Below are 23,184 nucleotides of genomic sequence, written 5' to 3' on the forward strand. Positions count from 1 at the left end.
GTACCTCCGGGTTAACCTGCCGGGATGGGCCGCAGCCAGTCGTTGCCCCGGGGCGACGACGATCCGCGCTTCGGGCCGGACGCCGACGACTCCGGCAGCCCGATCCTGCACGTCGACATGGATGCGTTCTTCGCCGCCGTCGAGGTGCGCCGCCGACCCGAGCTGCGCGGCCGGCCGGTGGTCGTCGGCGGCGTCGGGCCACGCGGGGTGGTCAGCTCGGCCAGCTACGAGGCCCGCCGGTACGGCGTGCGCAGCGCGATGCCGACCAGTCAGGCCCGAGCCCGGTGCCCGCACGCCGTCTACCTGCCACCTGACTTCACCGCCTACACCGAGGCCTCCCGGGCGGTCATGCAGATCTTCCGCGACGTCACCCCGCTGGTCGAGCCGTTGTCCCTCGACGAGGCGTTCCTCGACGTGACCGGCGCCCGCCGGCTCTTCGGCTCCCCGGCCACCATCGCCCGGCTGATCCGCCGTCGGGTCGCGACCGAGCAGGCGCTGACCTGCTCGGTCGGGGTGGCGCCGAGCAAGTTCGTGGCCAAGCTGGGCTCCACCCGGGCCAAGCCGGACGGGTTGCTGGTGGTGCCCCCGGGGCAGGTGCTCGACTTCCTGCACCCGTTGCCGGTGGACGCGCTGTGGGGGGTGGGGGAGCGCGCCGCGGAGTCGCTGCGCCGGCTCGGCCTGACCACCGTCGGCGATCTCGCCGAGGCGCCGGTGGGCATGATCCGTCGGGCGGTCGGCGCCGCCTCGGCGGCACACCTGCACGAGTTGGCCTGGGGACGGGACCCGCGCGGGGTCAGCCCGGAGCACGTCGACAAGTCGATCGGCGCCGAGGTGACCTTCGACGTCGACGTGGCCGACCCACTGGAGATCCGCCGCGCGCTGCTCGCGCTCAGCGCGAAGGTCGGCGTCCGGCTGCGAGGCTCCGGGCAGGTTGGGCGCACCGTCGCCCTCAAGGTCCGGCTGGCCGACTTCCGCACCGTGAGCCGCTCTCGCACCCTCGACGTGCCCACCGACACCGCCCGCGAGATGTTCGACACGGTTTGGGCGCTCTACACCGTTTTGGACCCGGGTGAGCGGATCCGACTCGTCGGCGTCCGGGTCGAAGGGCTCGCCCCGGCGCAGGGCGCTCCCCGGCAGCTCACCCTCGGCGCGCCCGAGCATGGTTGGCGCGAAGCGGAAGCTGCCGTGGACGCCGCTGCTGCCCGTTTCGGGCGGTCCGTCATAGGTCCGGCCAGTCTGATGGGCGACCGTGACAGCCGTCGAAACGAAAATCCACCCCACCCGTAGGTCGTCCCGCTTTCCGACGCGCGAGCCCCCTCGTAGACTTGCGGGTAAGCAGCCGGATGGCTGCCACGGTCTGTCGGCCCGAATGGGCCCGACCAACGTGACCGGGGAGGAGTGCCGTGCCGCTCTCGGAGCACGAGCAGCGGCTGTTCGAGCAGATCGAGCAGTCGCTTGCCGAGGACCCCAAATTCGCCTCGGCCGTGCGCGCCAGCGATCCGCGCTTCCATGCGCGGCGTCGCCTGCTCGTCGCCGCCGGCGTCATCATCGCTGGCTTGGCTCTACTGGTCTATGGCGCGGTGATCAAGACTCCACCGCTGGCGGTGGCGGGCTTCGTCGTCATGCTGGCGTCGGCCGCGTTCGCGTACCAGTCGCACCGGCGGGCACAATCACCTGACCTGCACGTGGTGGGCGGCACGACGAGTCGTCGTCGCCCCCGCGGTGGCCGATCCGGTCGCAAGTCGTCACTCCTGGACCGCATGGAGGACAGGTGGCGGCAGCGCCCGGAGGGACACCGGTAGGCCAGTCCCGCCCCTGAGGCGGGACGTACGCCGCTGAGGCGGCCGTACGTCGCGACGAGTGGGTCGCCGGGCATTCCCGCCGGCGACCTCAGTGGCATCCGCGCGCCCCTCTGCGTGCCGCCTCCTATCCGGCGGCTTCCTTGCCGGTGATCTTCCTTCCCGCGGTCTTCCTTCCCGCGGTCTTCCTTCCCGCGGTCTTCCTTCCCGCGGTCTTCCTTCCCGCGGTCTTCCTTCCCGCGGTCTTCCTTCCCGCGGTCTTCCTTCCCGCGGTCTTCCTTCTGGCGGTCCCCTTTCCGCCGGTCTCTCTCGTGTCTCCCCGGGCGCGAGCGCCGGCTCTCCCGGAAACGCTGACCCAGCCCACGGCAGCCTTGCGGCCCCCTTTCCCCATGATCGTGCTCCGCATTCCGTGATCACTTGATGGTCAGTAGTTGCGGGAAGCCGTTTGCAACTACTGACCATCAACTGATCATGGCTCGCTGGCTCGCTGGCTCGCTGGCTCGCTGGCTCGCTGGCTCGTTGGCCCACGGGTCGACGGGCGACGGGGGACCGACGCGGGTGGCGGGGCGGGGTGACCCGCGCCGGGGGCGCTGGGCGGTGGCGACTGATGCAGAGTGGGGCGGCGGTCCACCGACCGCCGCCCCACACCTGGACCTGCGTTGTTCAGCGCGCCGCCCGGTCGGCCATCAGCCGTCGTGGGTTCCAGCGCAGCAGTCGGTACCGGGTCCGCCCGGTCAGCGCCGCCATTCGACCGGACGTGTCCGCCATGCCGGTCCTCCACCGCAGCAGCACCGACGGCGGCAACACGGCGGCGAAGATGCGGGTCCGTCGGTCCGCCCGTGCGGCGAGCGCCCCGCGGACCGTGCGCAGCGCCGGCAGCAACCGCTCACCGGTCAGCGGATCCCGCGCGTAGCGGGCCCGTTCCTCCGCCTTGCCGAGCAACCGCGCCGACTCCACAGCGGCGGTGTCGTCGCTGAGGGTGTCCCGGATGAGCCGGTCCGCGGTCGCCCTCGGCGTCTCGGTGAGGTCGACCGGAACCCGGAAGTCCACCAGGGTGTCGAGCAGCTCCGACCAGGCGGCGTGCGCGTCCGCGCGGGCGCGGTTGGCGTCCGCGGCGACCGTGACCAGGCGGGTCCCCGGCTCGGTGCCGTCGGCGACGGTGGTGGCGGCCACCGTGGCGCTCGCCGCCCGGCCACCGCGTCGGCGCCGCAGCGCGACCCGGCGCAGAGCAGGCACCGCCAGGAGCAGCAGCAGGGCCAGCATGCCGGCCGCCCACCAGGGCCAGGTCGGCGGCTGTTCGTCGGGCGTCGTTCCGCCGAGGGCAAGCCCCTCGTCGGTGTCCCGGTCGGCGTTGTCCGGGCCGGCCGGCCCAGCTGAGGCCTCGGGGCCCGTCGGGGCGTCCGTGACACCCGTGCCCGGGGTGGTCGGATCCGGTGCGTCGGTGTCCGGTGCCCAGGCCGACCGGGTGGAACCGGGCACCCCGGACGCCGGGGTGGCGTCGAAGGGCACCCAACCGAGGCCGTTGAAGAAGACCTCGGTCCAGGCGTGCAGGTTGAGGTTGGTCAGCGTGAAGGTGTCACCGTCGCGCTTGCTGCCGTTGGTGAAGCCGAAGGCCACACGGGCTGGGATCCCGGCCGCGCGGACCAGCCAGGCCATCCCGGCGGCGTACTGCTGGCAGTAGCCGACCTTGTTGGTCAGGAAGTTGACGATGTCCTGCCCGCTGCTGCCGCTCTCGGTGCTCAACCGGTAGCTGAACCCGTTGTCCGCCGAGAAGTGCTGGTAGATGGCCAGCACCCGGTCGTAGTCGGTGCGCTTGCCCTGGACCAGCCCCTTGACCAGCTCTTCCACCTCCGGCACCCGCTCGGGGGTGGCGGTCAGCTGCCGGCGTACCGGGAGGTCGGCCCCGAGCGGCTGCGCGGCCCGCAGCACCGCCGGAGTGTATGTCGAGCGGACGTAGTCGAAGGAGTACTTGCGGCCCCGGGAGTTTTCCCGGTTGGAGAAGACGACCTGCTGGTTGGGGTCGTAGAGCCAGTTGCCGTTGAGGTCCTCGGTGCGCACCGGCTCGGCGTACACCGGCATCAGCCCCATGCTCAGGCTCTTGGTGACCTCGACGGTCGCCCGGTAGGTGGTCTGCTGCACGCCCCGATCGGCCGGTTTGGCCGGGTCCGGCAGGTCCCGGTTGGCGGGCCGACCGCTCGGGCTGCGCGCCTGGAAACCACCCGGGCGCAGCTCGTCGGCGACCGCGTAGCGCAGGTAGAACGGGCTCTGTTCGGACGTGGTGACCTTGACCAGATCGGCTACCTGGGACTGGTTGAGCTGGCCGGCGAGCGAGGCGAACAGGTCGATCCGACCCGATGTGCCGCCCGAGCCGGTGCCGTTGCCGGTGCCGTTGCCCGAACTCCGGCTGAGGGAGTCGAGCAGCCCGCCGGTCATGCCGGGCACCGCCAGCGGCAGCATCACCGCCAGAGCCACCCCGACCGCCGCGAGCCGGCGGCCGGCGGACGCCAGCGGCGAGGCCTCCCACACGTCGACGTCACGGCCGTCACCGGTGAAGCGGCGCCCGAAGCGGCGTACGCGGTCCACGTTGTCGGTGACCAGCAGCCAGAGGTAACCGGCGGCGCCCACCACGAACGGCACCGCGGGGACGCTGTCCACGTAGACGGCGACCGGCACCGAGTAGATGGCGAGCATCGGCAGCCCCGCCAGCGCGGGTCGGCGCAACCCGACGGCCAGTACGTCGACCAGGACGGCGACCCCACCGACGCCGAGCACGGTGATGAACAGCAGCGGGTCGGTGTCGGGGACCTCGACGCCGTACGAGCGCATGTCCTGCATGGAACCGGCGAGCAGATCGTTGAAGTGCGCGAGCGTGCCCGGCGTGGGCAGGACGGCGAGCAGCTCCGCGCCGCTGGGGAACAACCAGGTCAGGGCAAGGAGCAGGCCGGCCAGCATGCCCAGCACCTGACCCCACAGGGGGGCCCGGGCGAGGCGGGTCAACGCGGCCACCCCGGCCACCACGGCGACCGCGATGACGGACTGGATGAGCCACGTCCAGCTCTGGAAGATGGCCGACAGCGGCGCGGCGGCCAGCAGGGTGGCCGTGGCCGCCACCAGGCCGATGTTCCGACTGGCGATCATGAGGGGAACCTTCCGTTCATCGCACGCCGCCGGCCACCGTCTCGGCCAGTGCGGCGCGAAGCGCGAAGCCCTGGGAGCCCCGGCCGGCCTGCGGCCACAGCGCGGGCAGTCGGCCGCCGTGGTCGACACCGACCACCCGCCAACCGCTCTGCAGCATGGCGAGGACGGCGGCGGCGTGCGCGCGTTCCGCCTCGGCACGGGCCTTCTCCGGCAGGCTGAGCCAGGTGGAGCTGTTCAGCAGGAAGCCGACGCAGGTGGCGCCGTTGCCCCGCAGGCCGGCCAGTAGCTCGGCCTCGGCCACGCTCACCGTGCCGAACAGCCCGATGATCAGACCACCGTCGGCGCGTTGGCGGACCCGTTGCACGAGGTCGGTCAGCTCCGCGCGCTGATCCAGTCGGACCTCCGCGAGGTGATCGAGCAGCGCCCCGTCACCGCCGGCCTCCGAGGCGTCGACATCCGCCCCCGAGCCGGTGACCAGGCGCAACTTGTAGCCGGCCTGGCGCAGGTGGACGGCGATGCTCGCGGCGGCGGAGACGGACCACTCGAAACTGGCCGTCGGCCCCTCGCCGCGGTGGCCGTACGCGCGGGTGTCCAGGACGACAGTGGCCCGGCTCTCCCACGGCTGCTCCTCGCGACGCACCATCAGCTCGCCGGTGCGTGCCGTGGACTTCCAGTGCACCCGGCGCAGGTCGTCGCCACGCCGGTATTCCCGGGTCGCCGCGTCGTCCTCGCCGTGCACCGCCACCGAGCGGGCCCGGCTGTCGCCGCTGCCCGCGTACTCCCCGGGGAGCCGGACCGACGGCAGTGCGGTGACCTGCGGGATGACCGTCAGGTGGTCGGTGCTGGGGAAGGACCTGGTGAGCTCGCAGAGACCGAACGGGTCGGTCATCCGGACCACCAGCGGGCCCACGTCGTAGCGACCCCGAACGTCGGCACGGACGGTGTACGCCACGGAGGTGGCCTGGTGCGCGCCGAGCCGCTCCAACACCACCCGGGGCCGGCTGCCCAGCGCGTAGGGCAGCCGGTCCTCCAGGAGCAGGGTGCCGGTCGGCAGCCGGGAGAGGTTCTGCAGGCGCAGCACCACCCGGGAGTTGGCGCCGACCGGAACCCGGTGCGGGTCCAGTGAACGGTTGCAGGCCAGCTTGTAGCGGCTGCGCCCGACGTAGGCCGCGGCCAGCAACGGCAGGATGGCCAACAGCACAGCCACCCGGAGCAGGTCCTTCTCGCCCAGGATGGCGGCCGAGATCGCCGCCGCGATGGCGGCGGCGAGGAAGGAGCGCCCGCGGGTGGTCAGCCCGCGTAGCCCGGCACGCACGTCATGGCCTCCGCGGCTCGTAGGGCGCGCGGCCGTTGCCGGTGCCGGTGCCGGGGCGGGTGTCGTACGGGTTGCGCTGCCTGTCGTGTGGCAACGGCAGGCGGTGCACCAGCTCGGAGACGATCGCGTCGGTGGTGCGTCGGGCGAGCTGCGCGTCGGCCGTCGGGATGATCCGGTGCGCGAGCACCGGCACCGCCAGGGCCTGCAGGTCGTCGGGGAGCACGTAGTCGCGACCCTCCAGGGCGGCGACCGCCCGGGCGGTGCGCAGCAGTTGCAGGGTCGCCCGGGGGGAGGCGCCGAGCCGCAGGTCAGGTGCCTCGCGGGTGGCGGTGACAAGGTCGATCGCGTACTGCTTGACCGCGTCCGCGACGTGCACCTGCCGGACGGTGGCGATGAGCTGTCGGACGATGGCCGCGTCGGAGACCGAGCGCAGCTCGTTCAGCGGGTCGGTGGCCCCGTGCCCGTCGAGCATGGCCAGCTCGGCGTTGGAGTCCGGGTAGCCCATCGCGATACGGGCGGTGAACCGGTCGCGCTGCGCCTCGGGCAGCGGGTAGGTCCCCTCCATCTCGATCGGGTTCTGGGTGGCGATGACCATGAAGGGGGTCTGGAGCTGGTAGGTGACACCGTCGACGGTGACCTGCCGTTCCTCCATGCACTCCAGCAACGCCGACTGGGTCTTCGGCGAGGCCCGGTTGATCTCGTCGCCGACCACCAGGTTGGCGAACACGGCACCGGGACGGAACTCGAAGTCGTGGGTCTCCTGGTTGTAGACGCTGACGCCGGTGACGTCGCTGGGCAGCAGGTCGGGGGTGAACTGGATCCGTCGCACCGTGCAGTCGATGGACCGCGCCAGGGCCTTGGCCAGCTTGGTCTTGCCGACACCCGGCACGTCTTCGATCAGGAGGTGACCCTCGGCGAGCAGGACGGCCAGGGCGAGCCGCACGGTGGCGGTCTTACCCTCGATGACCTGCTCGATGTTGGCCACGATGGCCTCGCTGGCGGCGCGGAACTCGTCGTGCGGCAATAGGCCGCCCACCTCGTCCCAGGTCTGTTGTGTCACGGGCCTCCTCCTCGTCGCCATGACGGCAGCTCTGTATAGAGCACCTGGACCCGCCGTTGGGTTCGCGACGTCGAGCCTCGTCTGCCGCAGGAATCTCACTGGTCTCTCAGGCTAACCATGTTTGTCGTTATCGCCGACCCCCGCAGGTAGTCCGTCGGTTACGCACCGATATTCGCCATGTCGGGGGACCGGATCCGACCTCACCCCGGGGGCCGGCATGGGCAACGGCGCGCGGGGTACACTGCCGGACATGGCCGGAGTCTTCCTGCTTCTTACCGGGCCGTGCTGATGCGCTGAACGCAGCGACAGCACGGCGGCCCCTCCTGCGCGAGGGGCTTTTTTGTGCCCGCCGCCGGCCCGGCCCGGTGGTGCCGAGACGAAGCGAAGCGAAGCGAGGAGAGACGATGAGTGAGGCAGCCGCACCGGCGGGCGACATTCCCCCGTTCCGGTACAACGCGGCCCTGGCCGACGAGATCGAGATTCGTTGGCAGGACATCTGGGCGCGCGAGGGCACCTTCCACGCACCGAACCCGACCGGCCCGCTGGCCGACCCGACCCACCCCCGCGCCGGCGCGGAGAAGCTGTACGTGCTGGACATGTTCCCGTACCCGTCCGGCGCCGGCCTGCACGTCGGCCACCCGCTGGGCTACATCGGCACCGACTGCTACGCCCGCTACCAGCGGATGGCCGGCCGCAACGTGCTGCACGCGATGGGCTTCGACGCGTTCGGCCTGCCCGCCGAGCAGTACGCGGTGCAGACCGGCACCCACCCGAGGACCACGACGGTCGCGAACATCGAGCGGTACAAGGCGCAGCTGCGCCGGCTGGGGCTGGCGCACGACGAGCGTCGCTCGGTGGCCACCATCGACACCGACTTCTACCGCTGGACCCAGTGGATCTTCCTGCAGATCTTCAACTCCTGGTACGACAGTGACGCCGGCCGGGCCCGCCCGATCGCGGAGCTGATCGCGGAGTTCGAGGGTGGCAACCGGTCCACCCCGGACGGCCGGGCGTGGGCCGAGCTGAGCGTCGCCGAGCGCCGCCAGGTCGTCGACGACCACCGCCTGGCGTACGTCTCGCAGGCCCCGGTGAACTGGTGCCCGGGGCTGGGCACCGTGCTGGCCAACGAGGAGGTCACCGCCGACGGCCGCTCGGAGCGGGGCAACTTCCCGGTCTTCAAGCGCAACCTGAAGCAGTGGATGATGCGGATCACCGCGTACGGCGACCGCCTGATCGACGACCTGGACACCCTGGACTGGCCCGAGCCGATCAAGCTGATGCAGCGCAACTGGATCGGCCGTTCCACCGGTGCGCACATCGACTTCCCCACCGGGCAGGCGCCGGTGCGGGTGTTCACGACCCGACCGGACACCGTCTTCGGTGCCACCTACATGGTGCTGGCGCCCGAGCACGAGCTGGTCGACGCGCTGGTGCCGGCCGCCTGGCCGGACGGGACGAGGGACGCCTGGACCGGCGGGCACGCCAGCCCCCGGGTGGCCGTCGAGGCGTACCGCAAGACGGCAGCGGCCAAGACCGACGTCGAGCGGCAGTCCGACACCAAGGAGAAGACCGGCGTCTTCATCGGCGCGTACGCCACCAACCCGGTCACCGGCGGGCAGATCCCGATCTTCATCGCCGACTACGTGCTGGCCGGCTACGGCACCGGCGCGATCATGGCGGTGCCGGCTCAGGACGAGCGGGACTGGGCGTTCGCCGAGGTCTTCGAGCTGCCCATCGTGCGCACCGTGCAGCCGGCGGATGGCTTCGACGGCAAGGCGTACACCGGGGACGGCCCGGCGATCAACAGCGCCGCGCCCGAGCGCGGCCTGGACCTGAACGGCCTGGGGGTCGCCGACGCCAAGGCGGCGATCATCTCCTGGCTGGAGGCGAACGGGCACGGCACCGGCGCGGTGACCTACCGGCTGCGCGACTGGCTGTTCTCCCGCCAGCGTTACTGGGGCGAGCCGTTCCCGATCGTCTACGACTCCACCGGCGCGGCCATCGCCCTGCCGGAGGAGATGCTGCCGGTGGAGCTGCCGGAGGTGGACGACTTCTCGCCGAAGACGTTCGCCCCCGACGACGCCGACAGCAACCCGGAGACGCCGCTGTCGCGGCGGCGCGACTGGGTCGAGGTCGAGCTGGATCTGGGTGACGGGCCGCAGCGCTACACCCGCGAGACCAACGTGATGCCGCAGTGGGCCGGCTCCTGCTGGTACGAGCTGCGCTACCTGGACCCGACCAACAGCGACCGGTTCGTCGACGGGGAGAACGAGCAGTACTGGATGGGCCCGCGCGGCGACGGCGACTGCGGAGGCACCGACCTGTACGTCGGCGGCGCCGAGCACGCCGTGCTGCACCTGCTGTACGCGCGGTTCTGGCACAAGGTGCTGTACGACCTGGGTCACGTGTCGTCGTTCGAGCCGTTCCGCAAGCTGTTCAACCAGGGCATGATCCAGGCGTACGCGTACACCGACTCGCGCGGCAGTTACGTGCAGGCCGAGGAGGTCATGGAGCGTGACGGCGCCTACTACCTGGGTGACCTGACGGTCAACCGCGAGTACGGCAAGATGGGCAAGTCGCTGAAGAACGTGGTGACCCCCGACGACATGTGCGCCGCGTACGGCGCGGACACCTTCCGGGTGTACGAGATGTCGATGGGCCCGCTGGAGGTGTCCCGCCCCTGGGAGACCAGGGCGGTGGTCGGCTCGTACCGGTTCCTGCAGCGGGTCTGGCGGGCCGTCGTCGACGAGCAGACCGGGGCGCTGCGGGTCACCGAGGACCCGGCCGACGGGGCGACCCGCCGGTTGCTGCACACGGTGATCGACGGGGTCCGTGGCGACATGGACGGCATCCGGTTCAACACCGCGATCGCCAAGCTGATCCAGTTGACCAACGGGCTGACCGGGCTGTCGGCGACGCCCCGCGAGGTGGCCGAGCCGCTGGTGCTGATGGTGGCGCCGTTCGCCCCGCACCTGGCGGAGGAGCTGTGGCGCAAGCTGGGCCACGACACCTCACTGACGTACGCGGACTTCCCGACCGCCGACCCGGCGCTGCTGGTGGCGGACACGGTGACCTATCCGGTGCAGGTCAACGGCAAGGTCCGTGGCCGCATCGAGGTCCCCGCCGACACCGCCGAGGAGGCCGTCCGCGCGGCTGCCCTGGAGGCGGTGGCCGCAGCGCTGGCCGGTAAGGAACCGCGCAAGGTCATCGTGGTGAAGGGCCGGATGGTCTCGGTCGTCGCCTGACGCCGCAGGCCCTCACCGGCGTCGATCATGGAGTTGTGGTGCCTGGTTCGCCCCGTGGCAGGGGTTTGATCCCCCACCACAACTCCATGATCGACCCGGGCACGGGTGGTCAGGCCTTCAGCGCGGCCGCCACGATTCCGCTGTGGGAGCTCAGCCAGTTCTGCCAGCTTCGTATTCCTTCGACCGTGCCCTGGTCGCGCAGCCGGCGCATGCCCGGCTCGTCGCGGTCGGCGCCGGCGTCGATGCCCCGCCAGGTGGTCTCGATCTGGTCGAGCATCACGCCCACCAGCTCGGCCCGTGCCAGCGTGGCCGGTGCGGTCGCGGTCGGCGCCGCGTCGTAGGCGTCGCAGAGGAGCCGGCAGCGCCGACCCAGCTCGAACGGGTCGGCGCCCTCGCCCAACGCGGCCCAGTGCCATCCGGCGAACGCGACGTCCTCGATCCGCCGGCCCGGGCCGGCCAGGTCCCAGTCGAGGAAGGCCACCGGCAGTGGTCCGGCGGGGGAGTCCCGGTACACAGTGTTCTTCGGCGACAGGTCGCGGTGGCACACCGTCTCGGCGTCGCCCGCCAGCCCGGTGCCCGCACACGCGTCGTGCAGCCGCCGGATCAGCTCGGCCAGCCGCACCAGCGCCGCGTCGGCGAAGAACGCCGGATCCTCCCGGTCCCGCCACGGCACTCGACCCGCGACGTAGCTGAGCATCTGCCGACCGTGGGCGTCGACGCCCAGGTGGCGCGGCGCGAGGTCCGCGCCCACCCCGGCCAGATGGCGCAGCAGCGCGCCGACGAAGTCCAGGTTGGCGGGCGGGGTACGTCGTACCGTCTCCCCGATCCGGACCACGTCGGCGACGAACCCACCGGACAGTGGCTCCCCGGCCGGGCCGGCGGTCGGCTCGGCCACGGTCAGACCGGCATGCGACGGCGGCGGCGCTCGGCACGCCACCACTGGTGGATGAGCACCACGCTGGCGATCAGGCCGAGGCTGGCCGGCGCGGCGGCATACCAGTTGATGTGGCCGGGGGAGCTGACCGCGGAGCCGATCGCCGCGTAGCCGACGGCGGTCGGCGCGGAGGCGATCACGCTGCCGGCCAAAAACGGCAGCACCCGCGCGCCGGTCGTGCCGTAGCCGTAGCTGACCAGCCCGAAGCCGGCGATGGGCAGCAGCCGCACGGTGACCACACCGAACACGCTCTGCCGGGCGAACCAGCCATCGAGGCGGGCCAGGCGACCACGGACCCGTTCGGCTACGAACTCCCGGCCGAGCAGCCGGCCGACAGTGAACCCGATCGCCGCGGCCACCAACGCGGCGCCCAGGGCGTACGCGGCGCCCTCCAGGGGGCCGAAGATCGCGCCCGCGGCGAGCGTGATGAAGGTACGGGGGACCAGCGCGACCAGCAGCAGAGCGCCGCCGAGGATCGCCGCCACCGGGGCGAGGTCGCCCAGCCGGTCGGCGAGCAGCGGCAACTGCTCCGGATCCGGACGGGGCACCAGGAGCAGCAGCAGCCCGCACCCGCCGATCAGCAGCACGAGCAGGGCGAACCGGGCGGCCGACGGTTGCCGGAGCAGCCGACGGACGGCTCGGATCATTGCCGGGCGGCGGCCACCGCGGAGCGGCGCTCGTTGCGGAGCCGGTCGGGCCAGGTGTCGTCCAGCGGAGGAAGCTGGTGTGCGCCGGTGGCCCAGCGCAGCAGCAGGTCGGCCAGGGCGGGGTTGCGGGCCAGCGCCGGGCCGTGCGAATAGGTGCCCAGCAGCTTGCCGCGCCACGCGCCCTCGGTGGCACCATCGTTGCCCACCCCGGCGGTGACCCGGGCCAGCGGGGAGACCTCCGGGCCGAGGTGGGTGCGGCCGCCGTGGTTCTCGAAACCGGTCAGCGGTGGCAGGCCCAGCCGGGGGTCGATCTCACCGGCCAGCTCGCCCACGGCCCGGCTCGGGCCCCGGTCGGACTGGAGGTCGAGCAGCTCCAGGCCGCGGCACTGCACGCCCTTGGCGAAGAACGAGGTGCCGAGCAGCTGGTAGCCGGCGCAGACACCGAACACCACCGAACCCTGGGCGACCGCCCGGTGCAGACCGCCGTCGGCGAGCAGGCGCTGCGCGCCCAGCGCCTGTGGGCCGTCCTCGCCGCCGCCGACCAGGTAGATGTCGGCGGTCGCGGGCAGCTGCTGGTCGGAACGGACCTCCAACACCTCGACGGGCATGCCGCGTTGGCGGGCCCGGCGGGCGAGGATCAGGGCGTTGCCCCGGTCGCCGTAGGTGGACAGCAGGTCGGGGTAGATCCAGACGATGCGCAGGCTCTCAGATGACACGGTCCAACTCCGCTCGGATGTCCTGGAACGCGGTGTAGTTCGCGATGACCTCCAGCCGCCCGGGCGGGACCGACCGGATCGCGTCGTCGAACGTGCGGACGTGCTGGAACGGCACGTCGTTGACGTCCAGACGGACTGCCAGGTCGTATGCCCGGTCGCCGGTGATCAACACCTGCCGGCCACGGAGCGGGGCGAAGTCGACGTCGTAGAGCCAGGAGGTGTCCAGACCGTCGGGGTCGCGCGCGTTGATGGAGAGCAGGGTCGGTGCGTCGTCGGCCATGTCGAAGGCCTCCAGCCAACTGGCCGGGTTCTTGGCCAGCAGCAGCCGGATGTTGCGCCCGTCCTTGTCGACCTGCGCGTAACGGCCGGCCACCGAGGTGACGATGCCGAGGCGGGACACCGCGTCGACCGGACGGACGCCGAACTCGGCGGCCACGGCCAGCGCGGTCGCGGCGTTGCCGAGATTGACCTTGCCGGGTAGCTGGAGCGAGACCTTGTGCCAGGCCCCGGTGGGGTCGAGCACCCCCTCGTCCTCGACGACCCAGTTCGGCTCCGGTCGGCGCAGCGGGCAGCCGGTGCACCACCACTGGTCACCGGAGCGCTGGATGGTGGAGCCGCACTCCGGGCAGACCCAGGAGTCGTCGTGCCAGCGCTGGCCGGCACTGAACCAGGTCACGTGCGGCGGGTTGATGCCCCGGGCGGGGTCGCCCGGCGGGGTGGCGGCCCACACCACCAGCGGGTCGTCGGCGTTGGCCACGACCCGCACGTTGGTGTGCCGGACCAGGGCCGCGCGCCAGAGCTGCGCCATCATGGCGACCTCCTTGGCGCGGTCGAGCTGGTCGCGGGAGAGGTTGAGCAGCGCGACCACGTGCGGCTCGGTCGCCTCCAGCACCTGGGCGAGGTAGTGCTCGTCCACCTCCAGCACCGCGTACGGGGTGCTGCCGGCCTTGGCCAGCGCCGAGGTGTGCCCACTGGGCATGTTGGCGCCGAACGAGTTGGTGGCGACCCGGCCGAGCACGCCGACCGCGGCCGAGGTCAGCCGGGTGGTGGTGGTCTTGCCGTTGGTGCCGGAGACGAGCGCGATCGCACGCCCGGCCGACAGGTGGGCCAGCAGGTCCGGGTCGATCTTCAGGCCGATCCAACCGCCGATCACCGAACCGTCGCCGCGGCCGGCCGCCCGGGAGAGCGCTGCGGCGGTCCGTGACACGGAGCTGGCCACCTTGGCCCGTAGGGGCATTTTCGCGTCGGTCACGCGAGCGAGGTTACCGGACCGCCCGCCCCGCCAGATCGCCGCCGACGGTGAACCGTTCGGCCGTGGTGGCTGCGCGGGCGGCCGGGTGGACCTCCGCCGGACGGAGTCGATCTATGTCGGAAAGCGGACCACGCCGGAGGGCGGTCTCAGCCCTCCACTCCGCTCCACCCCTTGTGACGTGCTGTTTTAGGCGGGGATCGGGCGCGCCACGCGGGCGAATCTGGTTGCGGGTGGAGGGAAGTGGAGTAGAGTGGGGACCAATGGTGAGGCCGGGAGGGCTCACCGGCCCGGGGGGTCAGCGGCGCCGCGAACGCCGCTCAAGGGCGAGGGGGTTGGGCCGATGTTCCTCGGCACCCACACTCCGCGCCTGGACGAAAAGGGCCGGTTGATCCTTCCGGCCAAGTTCCGGGATGAGCTGGCGGGGGGTGTCGTGGTCACCAAAGGGCAGGATCGTTGCCTCTACGTCTTCCCGACTCCTGAGTTCCAGCGGATCGCGGAGCAGTTGCGCGCGCAGCCGATGACGCACAAGGCGGCCCGGGCCTACAGCCGGGTCTTCTTCGCGAGCGCGCACGACGAGGTTCCCGACAAGCAGGGTCGGGTGACCATTCCAGCTCATCTGCGGGAGTATGCCGCGCTCGACCGCGAGTTGGTGGTCATCGGCGCGAGCACGCGGGTGGAGATCTGGGACAAGGTCGCCTGGGAGACCTACCTCGCCGAGAGCGAAGACGACTTCGCCGACATCGAGGAGGGGGTGCTGCCAGGCGGTCTGTAGGGCGGAACGGCGCCCGACGTACTGCGAGATCTCCAGCCGCTTTCGAGTTCCTGGCACCCCTTCCCCGGTGCCAGGCGCACGATCCAGTCATCGGGCGACGGTCCGGTGTCCGGCGGGAGCGGATGGGGATCTGGCGGTACGACGGCAGCGCCGTCCGACGACAGGCGCACGAAGAGAACGGACGTTTCAACCAGTGGGGGTCATCATGGGGGAGTTGCGCGGCACGCACGTGCCGGTGCTGCTCGAGCGGTGTCTCGAGCTGCTGGCCCCCGCGCTGGGTCGAGGCGGCCGGACGATCTACGTCGACGCGACGCTCGGCCTGGCCGGGCACGCGGAGGCGGTGCTGGAGGCGCACCCGGAGACGGTCCTGATCGGGCTCGACCGGGACACCGAGGCGCTCGCCCACGCGCGGGTCCGACTGGCCCGGTTCGCCGATCGGGTGCACCTGGAGCACGCCGTCTACGACGAGCTTCCGGACGTGCTCGACCGGCTGGGCTATCCGGGCATCGACGGGATCCTGTTCGACCTGGGTGTCTCGTCGTTGCAGTTGGACGCGCCCGACCGCGGGTTCGCGTACGCCCAGGACGCGCCACTGGACATGCGGATGGACCAGACCCGGGGGGTGACCGCCGAGGAGGTGGTCAACACCTACGGGCATCCGGACCTGGCCCGGGTGCTGCGGGTCTACGGCGAGGAGAAGTTCGCCGGCCGGATCGCCTCGGCGATCATCCGGGAGCGGGAACGCGCCCGGATCACCTCGTCCGCGCTGCTGGCGGAGCTGGTCCGGGACTCCATCCCGGCGCCGGCCCGACGAACGGGCGGACACCCGGCAAAGAGAACGTTTCAGGCTTTACGGATCGAGGTAAACAAAGAGCTGGCAGCGCTGGAGACAGCGTTGCCATCCGCGCTCGACGCACTGACCGTGGGCGGTCGCATGGTGGTCCTGTCCTACCACTCGCTGGAGGACAGGCTCACCAAGGCGGCGCTCGCGGACCGGGTCCGCAACACGGGCCCGGTCGACCTCCCGGTCGAACTTCCCGGGTCCGGTCCGACGTTCCGGCTGCTCAGCCGGGGCGCCGAACTGCCCGGGGAGGCGGAGGTCGCCGCCAACCCGCGCGCCGCCTCGGTGCGGCTGCGGGCGGCGGAGCGACTCGACCCGAACGCGACAGAGCTTGGGCGGACCGACCGCGAACGGTCTCGCCGACGGGTGAAGGGAATGCACCAACCGGGCACGGGGTCCGCCTGATCCGTGGGGGGTCAGGGGCACCGGGACGGCAGAGGGACGGACGTTGAGGGGGAGGGACATGAACATTGACAAGCGCGGCCGCCGGGACGTCACCGGCGGCGAGCAGCGCGCACCGCGGTCGGGGGGCCGGACCGCGGCGGAGCGGGCTCCGCGCCTCGGAAACGGTACGCCACGCATCGATCGAACGAATCGGCAGGGGGAGACTCGCGCCCGGGGGGCGCGCGAGTTCCCGACTCAGGGCACCGCCGCGCTGCGACCGGTCGAGAAGGCCGCCAGCGCCACCGTCGCCCGCCCGCCTCGGCTGCGGGTGGCGCCGCCACCGCCGGTGTCGGTGCCGCGCGCGCCGTTCGCGGCGCTGATCGTGCTGCTGGTGGTCGGCGGGGTGCTGGGCATCCTGGCGGTCAACACCAAGATCAATGAGAACGCGTTCCGGTTGGAGCGGTTGCAGCAGCAGCAGGCTCGACTGGACCTGGAGAAGCAGCAACTGGACAAGCAGATCGCCGAGGCCGAGGCGCCGGGCAACCTGACCGCCGAGGCGCGGCGGCTGGGTCTGGTGGACGCCGGCGAGCCGGGTTACATCCGGCTGCCGGACGGCAAGACCATCGGCGTGCCGCAGCCGGCGACCGGCAAGCCGTCGGTGACCAGCCAGGGTGCGGGAGGCTGACCAGTGCCACCAAGGTCGGACGAGCCGCGCCGGGACCCCACGGGGGCCCGGCGCGGTTCTTCGCGTGACGCCGGTCCCGTCGACGGGGAGTCCCGCACAGGCGAATCAGGCATCGGGGGCATCTCCGGGGCTCGCGCGTACACCCCGAGGGGTCGAACCGTGCGCGAGGAGCGCGGCACGCCGGTGCGCGGTCAGGGCGCCGAGCAGAGGCGTACGCCGCGCAGCACCCGGTCCGGCGACCCTTTCCGGCCGGCGCTGCAGGTGCTCGACGGCGGCCGGGCCGCCGCCCGGTCCGGCCGGCGCGACGCTCCGGCCGCTGGGCGCGGCGGCGTCGTGCGCACCGTCTCGCCGCGCACCCCGCGTGCCCCGGGCGTCGACGAGCCGCCGCCACGGCGCCGGACCACGCCACGCGCGCCGCGGCGCACCGACCGACCGGCGGCCCGCCGACCGTCCCGCAAGCCACCGCGCCCGCCGAAGCTGGCCGAGTCGCGACTGCGCCTGCGGCTGGGCACCGTGCTCGCCCTGACGCTGTTCGCCGTCATCGGGATCCGGCTGATCTTCCTTCAGGCGGTCGACGCTCCGGCGTACGCCGGGGGCGGCATCGCCGACCGCCTGCGCACTGTCGAGCTGCCGGCGCCGCGGGGCGCGATCTACGACAGCACCGGCGCGCCCCTGGCCCGCAGTGTCGAGGCCCGCTATGTCTTCGCCGACCCGACCGAGGTGAAGGACCCGCCCGCCACCGCGAAGGCGCTCTCCCCGCTGCTCGGCATCCCGGCGTCGAAGCTGGTCGAGCTGATGAAGCCCCGCAGGCTGGAGAACGGCAAGTTGTCCACGTTCGCCTACCTGGCCCGGGGTGTGGAGATCCCGACCGCCAAGCGGGTGCAGGCGCTGGAGCTTCCCGGCATCGGTGTGCACCGCGACGAGAGCCGTGACGTGCCCGGCGGTGACCTGGCGGCCAACCTGATCGGCTTCACCAGTCAGGACATGGCCGGCCTGGAAGGGTTGGAGGCCCGCTACGACGACGTGCTCGCCGGGCAGGACGGCAAGCGCGTGTACGAGGCCGGCCTCGGTGACCTCGCGGCGCCGATCCCGGGCGGCTACAGCCAGACCACTCCCGCCAAGCCGGGCAGCTCACTGACCCTCACCATCGACCGTGACCTGCAGTTCCGCACGCAGCAGATCCTCAGCGCGGGCATGGCCCAGCAGCGCGGCGGCACCGGCGTGGCCGTGATCATCGAGATCCCCTCCGGCGCGGTGCTGGCCCAGGCCAGCAATCCCACCTACAGCGCGGCGAAGCCGTTCCCGAGCGACCCGGTCGCCCGGGAGGACGCGGCGACCAGCTTCGTCGTCGACCCCGGCTCGATCCACAAGGCGATCACCTTCGGCGCGGCGTTGCAGGAGGGTGTGATCACGCCGGACACGGCGCTGCCCATCGCGAACAGCATCAAGAAGGGCGACACCTGGTTCTCCGACACCCATCCCGCCGACGGCAAGAAGATGAGCGTGCCGGGGATGCTCGCCTACTCGTCGAACGTCGGCACCATCACGATCGCCGACCAGCTCGGCAAGGACCGGTTGATCGACTACCAGAAGCGGTTCGGGCTGGGTAAGCCCACCGGCGAGGGAATGCCGGGGGAGGCCAGCGGACGTCTGCTGCCGGCCGACGAGTGGAGCGACTCGTCGGAGGGGTCGGTGCCGATCGGGCACAGCGTCGACGCCACGCCGTTGCAGATGGCCGCCGCGTACGCCGCCATCGCCAACAACGGCACGTACGTGCAGCCGCACCTGGTCAAGGAGGTGATCGGCCCGGACGGCAAGCGCACCCCCGCGCCGGCACCGGTGACCCGGTCGGTGCTCAGCCCGCAGAACGCGGCGGCCCTGCGCACCATGCTGGAGGCGGTCACCACCGTCGACCGCGCCACCGGCCTGGCCGCCGCCGTCCCCGGTTACCGGGTCGCCGGCAAGACCGGCACCGGGTGGCGACTGGTGGACGGCAAGAAGCAGCCTGGCGAGGTGTCCTCGTTCATCGGCATGGCCCCCGCCGAGAACCCCCGGTACGTGATCGCGGTCTTCGCGTACGCGCCCGGTGGTGGGGGCGCGGCGATCGCCGGCCCGGCGTTCCGCGACATGATGCAGTTCACGCTGCGTCACTACCGTGTACCACCGTCAACCGGTGGTTCCGCACCCAAGTTCGTGGTCTATCCGCGCTGAGCAGCAATGGCGGGACATCATCGGTGAGTGCCGACGAACCACCGGGGCGGCTGTGCGGCCGGAACCGGACGACGGGGTAGGGTCTGACGCCGTGCCCGGCAATCCACGTCCACGTACCGTGACCGGAGTCCGGCTCGGCGATCTCGCCGTCCGACTCGCCGTCGACCTTCCGGCGGACGCCGCCGAGGTGGTCGTCACCGGGGCCACCCACGCCAGCCAGGAGGTCCATCCCGGCGACCTGTACGCGGCGTTGCCCGGCGCTCGCCGGCACGGCGCGGAGTTCGCCGCCGGCGCCGCCGAGGCGGGTGCCGTGGCACTGCTGACCGACCCGGCGGGTGCGGAGCTGGCCGCGGGCAGCGGGTTGCCCGTCCTGGTGGTGCCCGACCCGCGCGCCGTGCTCGGCGAGCTGGCCTCGGCCGTGTACGGCGACCCGACCGCCGGTCTCACCGTGATCGGGGTGACCGGCACCGCCGGGAAGACCTCCACCGCGTACCTGATCGAGTCGGGGCTGCGGGCGGCCGGCCACACCACCGGGTTGATCGGCACGGTCGAGACGCGGCTCGGTGACCTGGTGATCGACAGTGTGCGCACCACTCCGGAGGCGACCGACCTGCACGCCATGCTGGCCACCGCGCGCGAGCGGGGGGTCACCTCGGTGGTCATGGAGGTCTCCAGCCACGCACTGGCCATGGGCCGGGTGGGCGGCGTCCGGTTCGCCGTCGGCGGCTACACCAACTTCGGCTCCGACCACCTGGACTTCCACGCCGACAGCGACGACTATTTCGCCGCCAAGGCCCAGCTCTTCGACGGGCGGTGCGCGGTCGAGGTGCTCAACCACGACGACCCGGCCCTGAAGCCGCTGTACAAGCCGGCCACCGTCACCTACTCGGCGGCCGGCGACCAGGGCGCGAGCTGGTGGGCCGACGGCGTGGGCGGCGAGGGGTACGCGCAGCGGTTCACCGCGCACGGCCCGGACGGCGTGGTCCTGGACGCCGGGGTGGCACTGCCTGGCCGGCACAACGTGGCGAACGCGCTGCTGGCCATCGCCGCGCTGGTCGGTGCCGGGGTGGACCCGACGACCGCTGCGGCCGGGGTGGCCGCCTGCGGTGGTGTGCCGGGCCGGCTGGAGCTGGTTGACGTCGCCGCGCCGGTGCGCGGCGTTGTCGACTACGCGCACAAGTCGGACGCGATCGTTGCGGCGCTGGCCGCGCTGCGCGAGTTGAGCGCCGGACGGCTGATCTGTGTGATCGGCGCCGGTGGTGACCGGGACCGGGGCAAGCGGCCGGTGATGGGCGCGGCTGCGGCGGAGGGAGCCGACCTGGTGCTGGTGACCGACGACAACCCGCGTACCGAGGACCCGGCGGAGATCCGCGCCGAGGTGCTCGCGGGCGCGTACCGGGCTGGAACGGCCGCCCGGATCATCGAGGTGGCCGGCCGCCGCGCCGCGATCGACGAGGCGGTTCGGCTGTCCGAGCCGGGCGACGTGATCGCGCTGCTCGGCAAGGGGCACGAGCGCGGCCAGGAGGTGGCGGGCGAGGTGTTTCCGTTCGACGACAGCATCGAGCTGGCCGAGGCGCTGCGGGCCCGCTTCGGGGATCTGGCGGTCCAGCGGTGATCGCGCTGAGCCTGGCCGAGGTGGCCGCGGCGGTCGACGGCCGGCTGGAGGCCGCCGATCCCGCCGCCACAGTGACCGGTTCGGTGGAGTTCGACTCCCGCAAGGTGGGGCCCGGTTCGCTCTTCGTGGCCTTCCCCGGTGAGAAGGTCGACGGGCACGACTACGCGGCGACGGCGATCCAGGCCGGCGCGGTGGCGGTGCTCGGCAGCCGTGCGGTGCCCGGGGTGCCGATGGTGCTGGTGGACGACGCCCTGACCGCGATGGGCCGGCTGGCCCGTGCCGCGGTGGACCGGCTGCCGGAGCTGACCGTGATCGGGGTGACCGGCTCGTCCGGCAAGACCACCACGAAGGACCTGATCGGTCAGCTCACCGCCCGGCTCGGGGCCACCGTGGCGCCGCCCGGTTCGTTCAACAACGAGCTGGGTCACCCGTACACCGCGTTGCAGGCCGGGCCGGACACCCGCTACCTGGTGATGGAGAAGGGCGCGCGGGGGATCGGGCACGTGCGGTACCTGTGTGAGCTGGTGCCGCCCCGGATCTCCGTGGTGCTCAACGTCGGCACGTCGCACATCGGCGAGTTCGGCTCGCAGGACGCCATCGCCCAGGCCAAGGGAGAGCTGGTCGAGGCTCTGCCGGCGGACGGGCTGGCGGTGCTGAACGCCGACGACCCGCGGGTGGACGCGATGGCGGGTCGCACCGGGGCCCGGGTGGTCCGCTACGGCGAGGCGCCGGACGCCGACGTGCGCGCCGAGGACGTCACGCTGGACGAGCGGGGGCACCCGTCGTACACGTTGGTCACCCCGGAGGGCCGCGCGTCGGTGCGGCTCGGGCTGACCGGCCGTCACCAGGTCGGCAACACGCTCGCCGCGGCGGCGGTCGCCCGGGAGCTGGGCATGCCGCTGGCCGAGCTGGCCACGGCCCTCGGCGAGCTGGGGCTGGTCTCGACCCGTCGGATGGACGTCTTCGACCGCCCCGACGGGGTGACCGTCATCGACGACTCGTACAACGCCAACCCGGCCTCGATGGCGGTGGCGGTACGGGCGCTGGCCAGTATCGGCCAGGGGCGGCGTACCGTCGCGGTGCTCGGTTACATGGCCGAGCTGGGCCCGTTCGAGCGCGACGGCCACGCCGAGGTCGGCCAACTCGTGGCCGAGCTGGGCGTCGACCGGCTGCTCGTGGTGGGTGAGCCGGCAGCGCCGATCCACGAAGGCGCGACAGCGGTAGCGAACTGGGGAGGAGAGTCGGTGCTGCTCACCGATCAGGCGGCGGCCGTCGAGGTGCTGCGGAGCGAGCTACGACCGGGTGATGTCGTCCTGGTCAAGGGTTCCCGGTACCGGACCTGGGAGGTGGCCGACGCCCTGCGCGCCGACGCCGGTGGGGAGCCGACCCGATGAGGGCCGTCATCGTCGCCGTCGGGGTCGCCTTCCTCGTCTCGCTGTTCGGCACCCCGATCGCGATCAAGTTGTTCACCCGGCTCAAGGCCGGTCAGCCGATCCGGTCCGACGGCCCGGCCATGCACCAGGGCAAGAAGGGCACGCCCACGATGGGCGGCGTGGTCTTCATCCTGGCCACGGTGATCGCGTACGTGGCCGGGCACCTGGCCCTGACCAGCCTGCCGGACCAGCAGATCGCCCAGGTGGAGCCGACCATCACGGCGTTGGTGCTGCTGGGGCTGATGGTCTTCTCCGGTGCTGTGGGTTTCCTCGACGACTTCCTCAAGGTGCGCAAGCGCAACAGCGCCGGGCTGAACAAGCGCGGCAAGCTGCTCGGCCAGATCCTGGTCGGCGCGGTCTTCGGGGTGATCGCGCTGTGGTTCCCGAGCACGATGACCGACGGATCGGGCCTGGCGACCAACACCGAGACGGTGGGCAGCACCACGCTGAGCTTCATCCGGGACATCGATGCCCTGGAGGTCAGCAAGGTCGGCGCGGTGATCATCTTCATCTTCGTGGTGATGGGCGCGACGAACGGCGTCAACCTCACCGACGGCCTCGACGGTCTGGCCACCGGCGCCTCGGTGATGGTGCTCGCCGCGTACGCGTTGATCGCGTTCTGGCAGTACCGGCACTGGTGCGCGGACCCGAACTACACCCAGCCGTACTGCTACGAGGTCCGCGACCCGTTGGAGATCGCGCTGATAGCCGGGGCGGCAGCCGGGGCCTGTGTGGGCTTCCTCTGGTGGAACACGTCCCCGGCACGGATCTTCATGGGCGACACCGGGGCGCTGGGGCTGGGCGGTCTGATCGCCGGCATGGCGATGTCCACCCGCACCATTCTGCTGCTGCCGATCATCGGTGGGCTCTTCGTGATCATCACGATGTCCGTGGTGATCCAGATCATCTCCTTCAAGACCACCGGTAAACGGGTGTTCCGGATGTCGCCCCTGCAGCACCACTTCGAGTTGGCCGGCTGGAGTGAGGTCAACATCGTGGTGCGCTTCTGGATCATCGCGGGCATCGGCGTGGCCATCGCCCTGGGCCTGTTCTACAGCGAGTTCCTCGCCAACATGACCTGATCGGCCCTCGCGATCCCCGCACTCCCAGGCCGCCCGGACGGCCCGCCCCGCGCGG

17 protein-coding genes and 1 pseudogene are annotated in these 23,184 nt (G+C 72.1%); 10 read left to right on the plus strand and 8 right to left on the minus strand.

The features are described from left to right. Window positions 1-24 precede the first annotated feature (24 nt). Both KBX46_RS21790 and KBX46_RS21795 read left to right on the plus strand, forming a co-directional pair. Window positions 25-1,287, plus strand: coding sequence for a DNA polymerase IV (locus KBX46_RS21790; protein ID WP_088949395.1), 1,263 nt, complete (start codon window positions 25-27; stop codon window positions 1,285-1,287). Window positions 1,288-1,403: 116 nt separating this feature from the next. Then, entirely contained in the window at window positions 1,404-1,802 is a 399-nt protein-coding gene (locus tag KBX46_RS21795) for a DUF3040 domain-containing protein (protein WP_088949394.1), read from the plus strand. 124 nt (window positions 1,803-1,926) lie between these two features. Here the strand turns inward: KBX46_RS21795 and KBX46_RS32640 are convergent, their stop codons facing one another. The 4 genes from KBX46_RS32640 to KBX46_RS21815 all read right to left on the minus strand — a co-directional run bounded on the left by KBX46_RS32640 (window position 1,927) and on the right by KBX46_RS21815 (window position 7,312). Continuing rightward, the gene (locus KBX46_RS32640) at window positions 1,927-2,205 is read right to left on the minus strand and encodes a hypothetical protein (RefSeq protein WP_247667946.1); all 279 of its coding nucleotides are present in this window, start codon (window positions 2,203-2,205) and stop codon (window positions 1,927-1,929) included. Between the two features lie 257 nt (window positions 2,206-2,462). After that, entirely contained in the window at window positions 2,463-4,937 is a 2,475-nt protein-coding gene (locus KBX46_RS21805; protein ID WP_210793872.1) for a DUF3488 and transglutaminase-like domain-containing protein, read from the minus strand. Window positions 4,938-4,953: 16 nt separating this feature from the next. After that, window positions 4,954-6,252, minus strand: coding sequence for a DUF58 domain-containing protein (locus KBX46_RS21810; RefSeq protein ID WP_088949392.1), 1,299 nt, complete (start codon window positions 6,250-6,252; stop codon window positions 4,954-4,956). A gap of 1 nt (window position 6,253) precedes the next feature. Beyond that, window positions 6,254-7,312, minus strand: a complete 1,059-nt coding sequence (locus tag KBX46_RS21815) for a MoxR family ATPase (protein ID WP_088949391.1) — start codon at window positions 7,310-7,312, stop codon at window positions 6,254-6,256. Between the two features lie 404 nt (window positions 7,313-7,716). On the opposite strand from KBX46_RS21815, the gene leuS reads away from it, so the two are divergent. After that, on the plus strand, window positions 7,717-10,557 hold the full coding sequence (gene leuS, locus KBX46_RS21820; protein WP_210793873.1) for a leucine--tRNA ligase: 2,841 nt from the start codon (window positions 7,717-7,719) through the stop codon (window positions 10,555-10,557). Between the two features lie 109 nt (window positions 10,558-10,666). On the opposite strand, the gene KBX46_RS21825 is transcribed toward leuS, so the two are convergent. From KBX46_RS21825 to KBX46_RS21840, 4 genes are read right to left on the minus strand one after another with little or no spacing between them, the layout of a single operon-like run. Beyond that, a complete protein-coding gene (locus tag KBX46_RS21825) occupies window positions 10,667-11,452 on the minus strand; it encodes an aminoglycoside phosphotransferase family protein (RefSeq protein ID WP_210793874.1) in 786 nt (261 codons plus the stop codon). A gap of 2 nt (window positions 11,453-11,454) precedes the next feature. Further along, the gene (locus KBX46_RS21830; protein ID WP_088949388.1) at window positions 11,455-12,138 is read right to left on the minus strand and encodes a TVP38/TMEM64 family protein; all 684 of its coding nucleotides are present in this window, start codon (window positions 12,136-12,138) and stop codon (window positions 11,455-11,457) included. After that, window positions 12,135-12,854, minus strand: coding sequence for a type 1 glutamine amidotransferase (locus KBX46_RS21835; RefSeq protein WP_088949387.1), 720 nt, complete (start codon window positions 12,852-12,854; stop codon window positions 12,135-12,137). Before KBX46_RS21835 ends, KBX46_RS21830 begins: the two co-directional genes overlap by 4 nt. Then, on the minus strand, window positions 12,844-14,091 hold the full coding sequence (locus KBX46_RS21840) for a MurT ligase domain-containing protein (RefSeq protein WP_088949386.1): 1,248 nt from the start codon (window positions 14,089-14,091) through the stop codon (window positions 12,844-12,846). The genes KBX46_RS21835 and KBX46_RS21840 overlap by 11 nt, the downstream gene beginning before the upstream one ends. Before the next feature lie 355 nt (window positions 14,092-14,446). On the opposite strand from KBX46_RS21840, the gene mraZ reads away from it, so the two are divergent. The 7 genes and pseudogenes from mraZ (at window position 14,447) to mraY (ending at window position 23,129) form a co-directional block, all read left to right on the plus strand. After that, the gene (mraZ, locus tag KBX46_RS21845; RefSeq protein ID WP_088949385.1) at window positions 14,447-14,878 is read left to right on the plus strand and encodes a division/cell wall cluster transcriptional repressor MraZ; all 432 of its coding nucleotides are present in this window, start codon (window positions 14,447-14,449) and stop codon (window positions 14,876-14,878) included. Between the two features lie 205 nt (window positions 14,879-15,083). Next, a pseudogene (gene rsmH, locus KBX46_RS21850) lies at window positions 15,084-16,193 on the plus strand (16S rRNA (cytosine(1402)-N(4))-methyltransferase RsmH). After that, complete coding sequence (locus KBX46_RS21855) at window positions 16,183-16,788, plus strand: hypothetical protein (RefSeq protein WP_141910533.1); 606 nt, start codon at window positions 16,183-16,185, stop codon at window positions 16,786-16,788. The pseudogene rsmH and the gene KBX46_RS21855 overlap by 11 nt, the downstream one beginning before the upstream one ends. Before the next feature lie 3 nt (window positions 16,789-16,791). After that, entirely contained in the window at window positions 16,792-18,999 is a 2,208-nt protein-coding gene (locus KBX46_RS21860) for a penicillin-binding protein 2 (protein ID WP_210793875.1), read from the plus strand. 52 nt (window positions 19,000-19,051) lie between these two features. Then, the gene (locus tag KBX46_RS21865; RefSeq protein ID WP_210793876.1) at window positions 19,052-20,614 is read left to right on the plus strand and encodes a UDP-N-acetylmuramoyl-L-alanyl-D-glutamate--2,6-diaminopimelate ligase; all 1,563 of its coding nucleotides are present in this window, start codon (window positions 19,052-19,054) and stop codon (window positions 20,612-20,614) included. Continuing rightward, on the plus strand, window positions 20,611-22,008 hold the full coding sequence (gene murF, locus KBX46_RS21870) for a UDP-N-acetylmuramoyl-tripeptide--D-alanyl-D-alanine ligase (RefSeq protein ID WP_210793877.1): 1,398 nt from the start codon (window positions 20,611-20,613) through the stop codon (window positions 22,006-22,008). The genes KBX46_RS21865 and murF overlap by 4 nt, the downstream gene beginning before the upstream one ends. Then, a complete protein-coding gene (mraY, locus tag KBX46_RS21875) occupies window positions 22,005-23,129 on the plus strand; it encodes a phospho-N-acetylmuramoyl-pentapeptide-transferase (protein WP_088949380.1) in 1,125 nt (374 codons plus the stop codon). Before murF ends, mraY begins: the two co-directional genes overlap by 4 nt. Window positions 23,130-23,184: the final 55 nt, after the last annotated feature.

This window comes from Micromonospora sp. C81 (genome assembly GCF_018070425.1).
Lineage (GTDB): Bacteria > Actinomycetota > Actinomycetes > Mycobacteriales > Micromonosporaceae > Micromonospora > Micromonospora zamorensis.

Bases quoted from the DNA above. Each gene is read 5' to 3' on its own strand.
- KBX46_RS21790 (WP_088949395.1), top strand. From the start codon at position 25: ATGGGCCGCAGCCAGTCGTTGCCCCGGGGCGACGACGATCCGCGCTTC.
- KBX46_RS32640 (WP_247667946.1), bottom strand. From the start codon at position 2,205: ATGCGGAGCACGATCATGGGGAAAGGGGGCCGCAAGGCTGCCGTGGGC.
- KBX46_RS21805 (WP_210793872.1), bottom strand. From the start codon at position 4,937: ATGATCGCCAGTCGGAACATCGGCCTGGTGGCGGCCACGGCCACCCTG.
- leuS (WP_210793873.1), top strand. From the start codon at position 7,717: ATGAGTGAGGCAGCCGCACCGGCGGGCGACATTCCCCCGTTCCGGTAC.
- KBX46_RS21830 (WP_088949388.1), bottom strand. From the start codon at position 12,138: ATGATCCGAGCCGTCCGTCGGCTGCTCCGGCAACCGTCGGCCGCCCGG.
- KBX46_RS21840 (WP_088949386.1), bottom strand. From the start codon at position 14,091: ATGCCCCTACGGGCCAAGGTGGCCAGCTCCGTGTCACGGACCGCCGCA.
- mraZ (WP_088949385.1), top strand. From the start codon at position 14,447: ATGTTCCTCGGCACCCACACTCCGCGCCTGGACGAAAAGGGCCGGTTG.
- KBX46_RS21855 (WP_141910533.1), top strand. From the start codon at position 16,183: ATGAACATTGACAAGCGCGGCCGCCGGGACGTCACCGGCGGCGAGCAG.
- mraY (WP_088949380.1), top strand. From the start codon at position 22,005: ATGAGGGCCGTCATCGTCGCCGTCGGGGTCGCCTTCCTCGTCTCGCTG.